Origin of the sequence: Dryocola mayonis, assembly GCF_051307045.1 — a bacterium.
Classification (GTDB): Bacteria; Pseudomonadota; Gammaproteobacteria; order Enterobacterales; family Enterobacteriaceae; genus Dryocola.
Map to the genome: position 1 here is coordinate 1,916,951 of NZ_CP150452.1, position 12,505 is coordinate 1,929,455.

General features: G+C 59.3%; 10 protein-coding genes. 2 read left to right on the forward strand and 8 right to left on the reverse strand.

Annotation, left to right across the window (positions count from 1 at the left end; all coding sequences use genetic code 11):
- Window positions 1-3: 3 nt before the first annotated feature.
- The 4 genes from WLO32_RS09325 to umuD all read right to left on the reverse strand — a co-directional run bounded on the left by WLO32_RS09325 (window position 4) and on the right by umuD (window position 3,508).
- Complete coding sequence (locus tag WLO32_RS09325) at window positions 4-954, reverse strand: FAD binding domain-containing protein (RefSeq protein WP_435948046.1); 951 nt, start codon at window positions 952-954, stop codon at window positions 4-6.
- Window positions 951-1,637, reverse strand: a complete 687-nt coding sequence (gene paoA, locus WLO32_RS09330) for an aldehyde dehydrogenase iron-sulfur subunit PaoA (RefSeq protein WP_435948272.1) — start codon at window positions 1,635-1,637, stop codon at window positions 951-953. The genes WLO32_RS09325 and paoA overlap by 4 nt, the downstream gene beginning before the upstream one ends.
- A 237-nt stretch (window positions 1,638-1,874) precedes the next feature.
- Window positions 1,875-3,143 (reverse strand): translesion error-prone DNA polymerase V subunit UmuC, encoded by a 1,269-nt coding sequence (umuC, locus tag WLO32_RS09335; protein ID WP_435948047.1) that lies wholly within the window; start codon window positions 3,141-3,143, stop codon window positions 1,875-1,877.
- Entirely contained in the window at window positions 3,143-3,508 is a 366-nt protein-coding gene (gene umuD / locus WLO32_RS09340) for a translesion error-prone DNA polymerase V autoproteolytic subunit (RefSeq protein WP_435948049.1), read from the reverse strand. Before umuD ends, umuC begins: the two co-directional genes overlap by 1 nt.
- Window positions 3,509-3,845: 337 nt before the next feature.
- Here umuD and WLO32_RS09345 point away from each other — a divergent pair, with 337 nt between their 5' ends.
- The gene (locus WLO32_RS09345; RefSeq protein ID WP_435948050.1) at window positions 3,846-4,211 is read left to right on the forward strand and encodes a DUF4186 domain-containing protein; all 366 of its coding nucleotides are present in this window, start codon (window positions 3,846-3,848) and stop codon (window positions 4,209-4,211) included.
- 70 nt (window positions 4,212-4,281) lie between these two features.
- Here WLO32_RS09345 and pqqU read toward each other — a convergent pair whose 3' ends face one another.
- The 3 genes from pqqU to ansP all read right to left on the reverse strand — a co-directional run bounded on the left by pqqU (window position 4,282) and on the right by ansP (window position 8,761).
- Window positions 4,282-6,420 (reverse strand): TonB-dependent receptor PqqU, encoded by a 2,139-nt coding sequence (gene pqqU / locus WLO32_RS09350; RefSeq protein WP_435948273.1) that lies wholly within the window; start codon window positions 6,418-6,420, stop codon window positions 4,282-4,284.
- A gap of 237 nt (window positions 6,421-6,657) precedes the next feature.
- Window positions 6,658-7,209 (reverse strand): isopentenyl-diphosphate Delta-isomerase, encoded by a 552-nt coding sequence (gene idi, locus WLO32_RS09355; RefSeq protein ID WP_435948051.1) that lies wholly within the window; start codon window positions 7,207-7,209, stop codon window positions 6,658-6,660.
- 61 nt (window positions 7,210-7,270) lie between these two features.
- Window positions 7,271-8,761 (reverse strand): L-asparagine permease, encoded by a 1,491-nt coding sequence (ansP, locus tag WLO32_RS09360; protein ID WP_435948052.1) that lies wholly within the window; start codon window positions 8,759-8,761, stop codon window positions 7,271-7,273.
- A gap of 239 nt (window positions 8,762-9,000) precedes the next feature.
- Between ansP and WLO32_RS09365 the strand changes: the two genes are divergently transcribed.
- Complete coding sequence (locus WLO32_RS09365) at window positions 9,001-9,351, forward strand: MmcQ/YjbR family DNA-binding protein (protein WP_435948053.1); 351 nt, start codon at window positions 9,001-9,003, stop codon at window positions 9,349-9,351.
- 46 nt (window positions 9,352-9,397) lie between these two features.
- On the opposite strand, the gene WLO32_RS09370 is transcribed toward WLO32_RS09365, so the two are convergent.
- Window positions 9,398-12,487 carry a beta-galactosidase gene (locus tag WLO32_RS09370; protein ID WP_435948054.1) on the reverse strand — a complete coding sequence of 1,030 codons (3,090 nt, stop codon included), beginning with the start codon at window positions 12,485-12,487 and terminating at the stop codon, window positions 9,398-9,400.
- Window positions 12,488-12,505 lie beyond the last annotated feature (18 nt).

A 12,505-nucleotide genomic window follows, 5' to 3' on the forward strand; every position in this document is an offset into this window, starting at 1 on the left:
GCCTTAGGCCCTCGCTTCGGTCAGCACAGAGGCGAGCGTACGCTTCGCCAGCAGCAGCTTGTATTCGTTTTCCCGGGTTGGATGAGCATCTGCGAACAGCCGCTCATAAACCGCCTGGGCGCCTTGGGTCAGTTGCGCATCGGCCTCGTTAAGCCGCCACGGCTTGTGCGCCACGCCGCCCAGCGCCACGCGGCCGCTCCCGTCTGGCTGCACGATGGCGGCGACGGAAACCAGGGCGAAGGCGTAAGAGGCGCGATCGCGTACTTTGCGATAAATATGCGTGCCGCCTGAAGGAGGAGGCAGGGTGACGGCGGTAATCAGTTCGCCCGGCGACAGAGCGGTTTCGAGATGGGGCGTGTTGCCCGGCGCGAGGTAGAAATCGGCGACAGGAATTGCGCGCGCTTTCCCGTCCGGATTAACCGTCTCCACAACGGCGTCGAGCAGGCGCATGGCGACAGCCATATCGCTGGGATGGGTGGCGATACAGGCTTTGCTTGCGCCTACCACCGCATGCTGCCGGCTGAACCCCTCCAGCGCCGCGCAGCCGCTGCCGGGAAGACGCTTGTTGCAGGGCTGATTAGTATCGTAAAAGTAGGGACAGCGCGTGCGCTGGAGCAGGTTGCCGGCGGTGGTCGCCTTATTACGCAGCTGGCCCGAAGCGCCGGCAAGCAGCGCCCGCGAAAGCACGGCGTAGTCGCGGCGTATCCGCGGGTCGGCGGCCAGATCGGTGTTACGCACCAGCGCGCCGATCCGCAGCCCTCCGTCGTCGGCCGGCTCAATTTTATCCAGCGCCAGGCCGTTAACGTCGATCAGATGGGCGGGGGCTTCTATCTCAAGCTTCATCAGATCGAGAAGATTGGTGCCGCCCGCGATAAATTTCGCGCCGGGTGTACGTCGGGCGCTTGCCGCCGCCTCGGCAGGCTTTTTCACGCGTTCGTAGGTAAAGGCTTTCATGATTTCTGCTCCCCGGCTGCGTCTTCAATGGCGGCAAGAATGTTGGAGTAGGCTCCGCAGCGGCAGATATTGCCGCTCATGCGCTCACGTATTTCATCCGCCGTGGCCTGCGGGGGCGACACCAGATCGAGGGTGACATAGCTTGGAATGCCCGCTTCAATTTCTTCAAGCACGGCTACGGAGGAGCAGATTTGCCCCGGCGTGCAGTAGCCGCACTGGTAGCCGTCATGTTTTACAAACGCGGCCTGCATGGGGTGCAGCCTGTCCGGCGTACCAAGGCCTTCGATAGTGGTGATGTCGGCATCCTGATGCATTACCGCAAGCGTCAGGCATGAGTTGATGCGGCGGCCGTCCAGGATAACGGTACAGGCGCCGCACTGGCCGTGGTCGCACCCTTTTTTGGTCCCGGTAAGATGCAGATTCTCGCGTAGCGCATCCAGCAGCGTGGTGCGCGTATCGACTTCCAGCTGCCTCTCCTCGCCGTTTACTTTCAGCGTCAGGCGGACCATTTCAGGCGGCGTAACGGGCGTCTCGCCGGCGAAAGCGGGGGCGTGAGGCATAGCCGCCACGGCCGCCGTTGCCGCACCGGCTTTCACCAGCTCCCGCCTCGTCAGGCTAAGGGGATGCTGTTCAGCATCCTGCGCGTTGTTATTACCGTTCGTGCTGCCGCCCGTCTCTTGCAGGCGGCTTTTATTCGCTTTGTTGCCCAGGTTGCTCATACCAGGCCTCCAGTATTCTGAAAGTTAAACCAGTCAAAATGCGGACGCTTTCCGCTGCGCACCGCGCAAATTTTTATAACGAACATTTAATAATAGACGGCGCTGGCGCTGGGGTTATTCCTGTCGTCCGAATCCTGAGATGAAAGGCGTTCACTTACGGGAGGTCGCGGGATCCGTTCTGAACCGCTAACCGGCTGTTAGTTATTGAATCTTAACGCGTAACAGATCGCTAAAGCGGGTGGTGTAGGCGGGAGAAAGCATCTGGCGTTTCATTTGCCAGCTTTTTTGCACGACCTGGCCGCCAAGCCAGATCCGGCCTTTTCCGCTCTGGTTGATGTAATCCATCACCGCCATCAGCTGGCTGCTGTTGGCGCGCGGCTGGTAGTCGTCAAAGAAGTCAGGCTGCGCGATCCCCTCGCTGTAAAAATCGCCGAGCATCACGCCGCATTTTTGAAACCTGTAGCCCTCTTTCCATATCACATCCAGACAGCGGGTTGCGGCGGCTACAATATCGCGACTGTCCTGGGTTGGAATGGGGATATGAATGCCCGCCGTTTGGCCGTAGTAGCTTGCGCCGTGGCTATAGGGGCTGGTTTTAACGAATGCGCAAACGTGGCGGCAGTACTGATTCTCCCCGCGCAGTTTCTCTGCGGCGCGTGCGGCATGGTTGCAAATGGCTTCCCGTATCGGATCGTATTCGCTCACTTTGTCGGCAAAGGAGCGCGAACAGACGATCTGCTGTTTCGCAGACGCGGGCTCGTCTGACCCGAAGCAGGATTCCCCGCGCAGCTCCCGCACGGTGCGTTCCAGCACCACGCTGAAGTGCTTTCTGATTAACGCGGTCGGGGCATCGGCAAGCTGCAGGGCCGTCTCAATGCCCATCCCTTTTAGCCTTTGCGAAAGCTTCCGCCCGATTCCCCATACGTTACCGACGTCTACCAGGTTCATCAGCCTGCGTTGCCGTGCGACGAGCGACAGATCGACCACGCCGCCGGTTTGCGTCCATTTTTTTGCCGCATAATTTGCAAGCTTGGCCAGGGTTTTTGTCGGCCCGATACCGACGCCGACCGTGAGGCCCGTCCACTGAAGAACCCTTGCTCTTACCTCGCGCCCGAAGGCTTCCAGATCCCGGCCGCGGTTAAGACCCTGAAGGTTAATGAAGGCTTCGTCGATGGAATAGACCTCAACGGACGGCGCCATGGCTTCCAGAATCGTCATCACCCGCTGGGACATATCCGCATACAGGGCGTAATTGCTGCTGAAGATAACCACGTTATTTTGTTCAAACAGGGCGCGCATTTTGAAATACGGAACGCCCATGGGGATGTTGAGCGCTTTTGCCTCGCTGTTTCTGGCGATCACGCAGCCGTCGTTGTTGCTCAGCACGACAATTGGGCGTCCTTTTAAATCAGGACGGAATACCGTCTCGACGCTTGCGTAGAACGAGTTCACATCGACCAGGGCAAACATTACCGCAGGCCATTAATGCTGAAGGTCACCACGCCAAAAATCTCCAGCTCGTCGCCGCCTTCGCGCAGCACGACGGCGGGAAACGCCGGATTAAGCGCAAGCAGCTGAACGAAGGGGCGGGTGCACAGCCGTTTCACCTTGTACTCGCCGGCAAGGGACACGATGACGATATCGCCGTGTTGCGCTTGCAGGCTTCGGTCCACCACCAGCAGCGAGCCTTCGTAAATACCGGCGTCAACCATGGACATGCCCGTCGCCATGACAAAATAGGTTGCGGCAGGATGAGCGATGCAAAGCTCGTTGAGATCGATGCCTTTCTCAATGTAATCCTGCGCGGTATTACCATATGAACCCATGCTGGCCATTTGTCATCCTTCACTGAACCGCGGGAGAATCGCAGGGCTTTCAACTTCTGCGCGAGAGTTGGGTTAAGCATGGATTCTCACAATTTACTGTGTTTATATACAGTATCGTTGAACCCAGGAGGCGATCAAGCCGCTTGCGGGAAAATTCTTACAATTAGTTGAAAAGAATGAAAATATATCTGCAGTGCAGCAGTAACGTTTTATCAGGGGTCTGCGGATACGGGAAGAAAAGGGCAAATCGCATATTGGTGACAATGTCACTTTTAGGCGCTCTGCTTGCTATGTGCGCAAAAGGGGGGAGAATATGTTTTCGTCTAAAACCAGCCAGAAGTGTCCTGTGACCAATCTTGATCCTGTTTTCCAGCGCCTGGCGCGCTCCTCGTTTCGTATGCGTTTCCGCCTTGGCCCGAAGGAGCGGCAGTATTGCATCGATAAAGGCCCGGAAATTATTACCCGCCATGCGGAAGATTTTATCGCAAAAAGGCTTGCCCCCGCCGAGCCCAAAAACGACGGGAAACAAACGCCGATGCGCGGCCATCCGGTGTTTATCGCCCAGCACGCCACCGCCACCTGCTGTCGCGGCTGCCTTGCTAAGTGGCACAATATCCCGGCGGGAACGGCTCTTGGCGCCGAACAGCAGCACTATGTGGTGGCGGTGATTTATCGGTGGCTAAGCGTGCAGATGACGGGCGCTGCGGGATAGGCTTATCGCATCCAGGCGCTGCAGGGTGGATAAGCGTATGCGCGCTTATCCACCGCCACAACGGCTACGACTACTGGAACGTATAGCTCAAATTCACGCCCACGCCGTAATTGCGGCCCGGAGCCGGCTCGAAGAAGCGGCCGTTGCCTTCGTTGACGATGACCGAACCGACATAGCTGCGGTCGAACAGGTTATCCACGCGTCCCCAGACGTCCAGCAGCCAGCTTTGCTGAATGCGCAATTTATAGCCGCTGTTCAGCGAGGCGACGGTATAGGTCGGCGCGGTTGCGTCGTTCGCGTCATCGGCCTGAATATCGCTCATGTAGCGCACGTCGGCTCCGGCATAGAAACCTTCCTCCGGCGCGTATTCCAGCGCGGCGTAGCCCATATTGCGGGCGATGCCCGGCATGCGGTTGCCTTTGCAGCTCTCTTCGCCGCAGGCGTTGGTGCGGTAGGTCGCATCCAGATAGGTCCACGCCATTTTCACGCGCCAGTCCCAGGCGAACTGCTGGTCGAGGGAAAGCTCAACGCCGCGACGACGGGTTTCGCCGGCGTTTTTATAGGTCGTGCGTCCGCCGCTGCTCTGGTCGGTGACGATCTCGTCGTCGGTATCGGTCTGGAATACCGCGGCGGTGAACAGGCCGTTGCCGATGCGGGTTTTACTGCCCACTTCCACCGTGTCGCTGGTGGAAGGCTTCAGGCCGAAGTTCAGCCCGGACTGGCCGTTGTCGCGATAGGAAAGCTCGTTGATGGTCGGCGTTTCAAAGCCGCGTCCCGCCGAGGCGTAAAGGTTCCACGCGTCGGTTACCGCATACTTCAGCGAGGCGGCCGGCAGCCACTTGTGATAGCTTGCTTCGCCGCTGTCATCGCCGTTCGTGCCGGCAATGTAGTAGTCGTTGGAGTCGAAGTAAACCGAGCTAAAGCGCACGCCCGCGTCCAGGCTAAGTTTGTCGGTAAACTGCCACGCGGTTTGCAGATAGGGATCGACGTTCCACATTAGGTTGCGTTCGTTGCGGCGAATGTCGCCTTTTTCGCCCAGCACGGTGGCGCCGTTTTCCACCACAAAGTTCTCATAGCCTTTGCGTTTTTCGGACATGGTTTCGTAGTCAAGACCCGTCGTGAAGCTGACCGGCACGGAGAGCAGATTGCCGCGGTGCGTCCAGCGGGAGTCGATGCCCTGGTAGTGGCGTGAAAGCTGGATCACGCCGCCCGGATGGGTCGGGCTAAGCTGTGGCCCGACGGGGATCGACTGGTACTGCGTGGTTTCGCGCTCGCCGGCGTAAACCATCAGGCTCAGGTCGTCGCTGGCCGTAAGCTGGCGTTCATAATGCAGGCCCGCCTGGGTTTGCTTCGTGGTTTTACGCGTGTCGTACTGGTTCGCCCGCGGCGACTGGGTGGGGTTGTCGCGCCATTCATCTGCGGTTAATCCGCCGGGATCGTTGGCATCGATATCCACGCTGTTAAACAGGAAGGTCAGCTTGCTGGCGTCGTCGAGGCGCACGCCGAGTTTGGCGTTGCCGAGGTTTTTCTGGGCGCTGCTGTGGTCGCGATAGCCGTGCGTGGTAAAGCGCGAGGCGGAAACGGCATAATCCACGTCCCCGGCATGCGTGCCGTCGCCCGTAGCGCCCGTGGCTTTGACGCTGTTGCGCCAGCTGCCGAAGCTGCCGTACCAGGTGCTTGCCTCAAGGGTCGGCGGCTGAGTGCCGGTCGTGGTGTTGACGTTTACCACGCCGCCGGAGGAGTTGCCGTATAAGGCCGAAAACGGACCGCGCAGCACTTCGATGCTTTCGACGCTGTTGATATCAATATTGGACGTTTGCCCCTGTCCGTCCGGCATGGTGGCGGGAATGCCGTCCACGTACATCCGCACGCCGCGCACGCCGTAGGTGGAGCGCGAGCCGAACCCACGCACCGACAGCTGTAAATCCTGCGCATAGTTCTGGCGGTTTTGCACCTGCAGCCCCGGCACGCTGTTGAGACTCTCGGAAAGGTTCACGCGCGGCGCGGCCTGGCGCATATCCTCACCGTCGATCGTGCTGACGGCGGCCGGGGTATCCAGCTCTGATAGGCCGCCGGGCGTGGCCGTGACCACCATCGTCTGTTCATCAGATTTTGGCGTGTCCGCGGCGAAAACGGGCGCGGCCCATGGCGTCAGGGCAGGGATCAGTAAAAGGGGGAGCGTGGACTTTCCGTGTTGCGTCATTTTCATCAGGGCAATTTTCATCAGGTGAGAAGGGCGAGCGTCCAGACGAACCATCTGGAACATTTGCGCTATATGTTAATACTTATGTGTAAAGTTTGAAAACCGTAAAGGCACTTTACGTTAATGATAAGTGTTGGTGAAAGAACAACTAAGCGCAAGGAAGCGGGAGCGGGAGTTAGCTTGCTGCGACCTGCCGCCGGAGGAATTGGCTGGAGATTCAGGCCGTTTCGCAGCGGAGAAATTTTACGGGGCCGTTTGCTTTATCAGCGCCGCTTTAATCAGCGGCCGTTGCAGCTGGGCGACCATCCACGGGCTATAGGCCGCGGGAATTGCGTTAACGCCGGCTAACACCTGCTCAACGGGCAGCCAGCTGAAGTCCATGACCTCGGTTTTATTCGGCAGCGGCCCGGAGGCGGCGCGGGCGAAAAAGACCGGACAGTATTCATTTTCCACAATGCCGCTGGCGTCCGTAGCGCAGTAACGAAACGACTCGTCAACCAGCGTCGGCGTTTCGATGTTCATTCCCAGCTCGTAATAGCAACGGCGTATTACGGCGTCGGGCAGGGCTTCGTCCGGCAGCGGGTGGCCGCAGGCCGAGTTGGTCCAGACGCCCGGCCAGGCGACTTTGCCAATGGCGCGGCGCGTCAGCAGCAGCTCATTGCGGGCATTAAAAATGTAGCAGGAGAAGGCCAGATGGAGAGGGGTTGCTTTGGTGTGAACAAGCGACTTTTCCATGGTGCCTGAAATGTTCAGGTGCTCATCCAGCAGCAGGACGTATTCTTGTACAGCCGTCATAACAATTGTCCGGTAAAGAAAAAGGGGCGGATAACCCTGAGATTAACCGCCCTGTAGCATATTAACTATTACGAATCTCCACGTTGGCAGGATGTGCCTCTTCGTGGTGTTCGTGCACCTCGCCGGCGATTTCATGCACGCGTTTACGCGCCCCGAACCATCCCAGCACCAGCAGCAAGGCGATGAAAGGAATCGAGGCGATGGTCCAGGTGCCGTTCGGGTAGTCGAAGGCCATCAGCACCAGCACGCTTAACAGGAACAGCAGCGTGAGCCATGAGGTAAAGGGGGCGCCCGGCAGCTTAAAGCTGACGTCGTCCGCTTTGCCCTGCCTGATGGCCTGGCGCAGCTTCATCTGGCAGACCACGATAAAGGCCCAGGAAGCGATAATCCCCAGCGACGCGACGTTCAACACGATCTCGAACACCTGCGAAGGCACATAGTAGTTCAGCACCACGCCGATAACGTAAATACCCAGGGTGACCAGGATCCCGGCGTAGGGCACCTGCTGCCTGCTCATTTTCGACATAAACTTCGGCGCGGAACCGCCCATCGACATGGAGCGCAGGATCCGCCCGGTGGAATAGAGGCCGGAGTTCAGGCTTGAAAGCGCGGCGCTCAGCACCACCATATTCATAATATCGCCGATATAAGGCACGCCCAGCTTTGAGAAGAAGGTGACGAACGGGCTTTGCCCGGGCTGGTAAGCGTTCCACGGCAGCAGCAGCACCAGCAGCACCACGGAGCCGACGTAGAACAGGCCGATACGCCAGATAACGCTGTTAATGGCCTTCGGCACCATGTTTTGCGGATCTTTGCATTCGCCCGCCGCCGTGCCCACCAGCTCAATGGAGGCGAAGGCGAACACCACGCCCTGCACCAGCACCAGCGCGGGCAGCAGGCCGTGCGGGAAGAAGCCGCCGTTATCGGTTATCAGGTGGAAGCCGGTGGTATTTCCGTCGAGCATTTTGCCGCTGCCGAGAAACACCGTCCCCACCACCAGGAAGGCCACGATGGCCAGCACCTTAATCAGCGCAAACCAGAACTCCATTTCGGCAAACCACTTCACGCCAATCATGTTCATGGTGCCGACAATCGCCAGCGCGCCGAGGGCGAACACCCACTGCGGCACATCGCCGAACGCGCCCCAGTAGTGCATATAAAGCGCGACGGCCGTGATATCAACGATGCCGGTCATCGCCCAGTTAACGAAGTACATCCAGCCTGCGACGTAGGAGGCTTTTTCGCCAAGAAACTCCCTGGCGTAGGAGACAAAGCTGCCGCTTGAAGGGCGATGTAAAACCAGCTCACCCAGCGCGCGCAGGATAAAGAAAGAGAAGATGCCGCAGACCAGGTAGACCAGCGCCAGCGCCGGGCCGGCCATCTGCAGGCGGGCGCCCGCGCCGAGGAACAGCCCCGTGCCGATAGCGCCGCCGATGGCGATCATCTGTACCTGACGATTGCCCATCGCCTTGTGGTAGCCGGAATCATGAGAGTTGAGCCAGCGCCTTTTGGCGGCGCGGCGCTCAGCCTCGGTTTTGTGCGTTGTTTTCATTGATATTCCCGTGTTGTTTCTGCTTGCCTTAAATGTTTGCTCGCTGAAATCGCCTGTCCTGTAGTTTGTTAAATCGCGGACATGGCAAATTTCGGCGATGAATCCTGGCAGGAAATGAAGATCAACGCAAAGCCTGCCGTGCGTTCCGTGACGGCGCTGAAATCATCCGTTAAGCGAAATCGCCGCAGGGGTTGTGCTAACTTTGCCCTTTGGAAAAGAGCGAGGAGGAGAAATGACCGATGAAACGCGAAGCGCTTTTTACGGCCGTGCTTGAAAAATATCAGGTCGAGCCTGACTACCCGTGGCGGAAAAACAGCGACTACGCGGTGTTAAGGCATAAATTCAAAAAGAAATGGTTTGCGCTCGTTTATCGTATCAGCGCGCAAAAGCTGGGGCTTGAAGGCGACGCGCTGCTTGAGGTAATGAACGTCAAAGTTCAGCCGGAACTGCTGGGCTCGCTAAGAATGCAGCCGGGTATTCTGCCCGCCTACCATATGAATAAAGAGCACTGGGTGACGGTGCTGCTGGATAAGGTGCCGGAGGGCGACGCGCTCGATTTGATTGACGAAAGCTTCCGGCTTACCCGCTAGCGGCAGCGGAAAGCGGGCAGGCCAGGCCAGGCCTGCCCGGCAGGACTTAACGACGCGTCCAGCTCACCGCATAGTGATAATGTTGTCCTGCAAGCAGGTATTCCGGCGAAACGCTGGGGCTCCAGGAGTCGTCTCCGCCTACCCCCATATGGAAGCCGTCGATATTCAGCCAGCTGCCCGGCTCGGCGCACAGCAGATGACGGTGCGAGGTTTCACGCAGCTGCCGCTGGCCGTAGCGGCTGAGGTTGAAGTGGAATCTTCCGCGCCACAGGTTTTCGCCATACTCCAGCCTTTGCGTGTCGCAGCGCAGCCCGTTTTCCGTCGGGAAAACATAGGGCGTGTACATCTCCTCAAGCGGCCGCTCCCACTTATCGAACAGCGCGGATTGTTTGCGGTCCGGATAGTTTTCGTGCGGTCCGGCGCCAAGCCAGCCCACGGTCGGGTGAATCTCTGCCAGCTGGCAGGTCAGCCCGATGCGCCCGGGAGGCGGCGTGCCGTATGCAATCTCCACGTCAACGTCGATATGCAGCTCTCCCTGGTCATCGATGTGGTACGTTTTGCGGCTGACGAACAGCGTTTTGCGCTGATGCGTCCAGCGGTGAACCGTGCGCAGCAGCACCTCATTCGCCAGCGCCTGCGCCTCGCAGCCGTGCAGCTCCGCTTCCAGCTCATACATGCCGGCCGCTTTCCAGCGCTCAACCCAGGCGTTCGGGTCGATACGCGTGGCCTCGCTGACGCCGATATCGTTATCCAGCGGCGCGCGCGTGAACTGGTCCTGCAGGGGCGAAAGCAGGGCGGCGCGATCGTCTTTCCACCACTGCGTCAGCAGGCCCGTTTCACGGCTGAAAACCCAGCGGTGATTTCGCTGGCGGATCGTGAAGCTGTCGGCGGCGGCCTCCAGCCGCGGCGCTTCGCCGTCGGCGTTTTGCTCCGCCACGGCCAGCACGCCCGGCAGCTGCCACTGCTCCCATGCGCAGATGTGGCCTGCCTCGGACCAGGCGGTCGCTTCGATTTGCTGCACCTGCACCGTCAGCCATACGTCGCCGCCGCGCGTGATTTCCGGCAGCTCATCAAGGATGATGAGCTGTTTGCCCTGCGGGGAGATATCCAGCAGCGCTTCGCCGCGCGCCAGCCGGTTGCCTTCCTGTTTCAGCGTCCAGATCAGGCGCTCGTTATCGCTTGCGCGGAACAGGTATTCGCTGGTGACCTCGACTTTCAGCGGCGATTCGCGCAGCAAAGAGAACCGGAAGAACTGCTGCGCCTGCTGCGCCTCATACAGCGCCGGGTGCGGCGTGCGGTCGGCAGACACCAGGCCGTTCATGCAGAACTGGCGATCGTTAGGCTTATCGCCAAAATCGCCGCCGTAGGCGCTGAACGGCTGGCCGTTGCCGTCGCGTTTGATAAGCGACTGATCCACCCAGTCCCAGACAAAACCGCCCTGCAGCTTTGGATGCTGGCGGAAGGCCGCCCAGTATTTATGAAAGCCGCCAAAGCTGTTGCCCATGGCGTGCGCGTACTCGCACAGAATTAACGGACGGCTTTCATCCGGCATGCCGATCCATTTTTTGATTGACCACTTCGGCACCTGTGGGAAAGGCTGATCCTGGTCGACGCGGGCATACATCGGGCAAATAATATCCGTCGCCGCGCTGTTGGCGCCGCCGCCTTCATACTGCACCGGACGCGTGGGATCGTTGGCTTTTATCCAGCGGTACAGCGCATCGTGGTTGCTGCCGTGGCCGGATTCATTGCCGAGGGACCAGATGATTATCGACGGGTGGTTGCGGTCGCGCTGCACCATCCGCGTGACGCGCTCGGTCATTGCCGGCAGCCAGACGGGATCGTCGCTCAGACGGTTCATCGGCACCATGCCGTGGGTTTCTATATTCGCTTCGTCAACCACGTACAGGCCGTAGCGGTCGCACAGGCGATACCACAGCGGGTGGTTAGGGTAGTGGGAGCAGCGCACGGCGTTAAAGTTATGCTGCTTCATCAGCATAATGTCCCGGCGCATGGTGTCGATGTCCATCACCTGGCCATGTTCGGGATGATGCTCGTGGCGGTTGACGCCGCGAATCAGCAGCGGCTTGCCGTTAAGCTGCAGCAGGCCGTGCGAAATCTCTACCTTACGGAAACCCAGATCGCAGGCCTCGGCTTCAATCACCGCGCCATGCTTGTCTTTTAACACCACCACCACGCGATACAGGTTCGGCGTTTCGGCGCTCCATAACAGCGGGCGTTCTATGGCAATGCGGACCGTCGTGCGATCGTTGTAGGCGCCGCGTTCGTCGATGATATCGCCGCCGATGGGCTGCTGTTTTTCACCTTTTAACCGATCGCCCTGCCAGAGCTGGACGCCTATCTGCACGTCCTGCTCATCGCCCTGAACCACCGCCAGCGTTTCCAGCCAGGCGTGGGTAAAATCCTCATTGAGACGGGTGACCACGCGCATATCGCTGAGGTGGGTTTGCGGCTTATGCAGCAGCGTAACGTCGCGGAAAATGCCGCTCATGCGCCACATGTCCTGGTCTTCCAGGTAGGAACCGTCGCTCCAGCGCAGCACCATCACCGCCAGGCGGTTTTCACCGGGGCGCAGCGCCTGGCTGAGGTCAAATTCCGACGGCAGGCGGCTGTCCTGCGCGTAGCCGATCCAGCTGCCGTTGCACCACAGGTGAAAGGCGGAATTGACGCCGTCGAAGATAATGCGGCTTTGCCCGGCAGCGAGCCACTGCGCGTCAACTTTGAATGTGAGCGAATAACATCCTGTGGGGTTATCTGCAGGCACAAAAGGGGGATTCACCGGAATCGGGTAGGTGACGTTGGTATAAATCGGCGCATCGTAACCCAGCATCTGCCAGTTAGAGGGAACCGGCACGTCGTCCGCGCCGTTGAGATCCTGCGCAACCCAGCTTTCAGGAACGGCTTCCGGGCGGTTAAAGTAGCTGAATTTCCAGACGCCGTTCAGGCTGCGCACGCTCGGCGACTGCTCGTCTTCACGCGCCCGTTCGGGGGAGCGCCAGCTGGCAAAAGGCGGATGGGCGGCGAGCTGGTTCAGCTGGGTTACGGCGGGGTTTTCCCAGTCGCGCCGGGCCAGTACGGAGGCAAGAGTGGAAGCCTGGGTGCCTGCTTTGATCATATCTCAGATTCCTTGCTT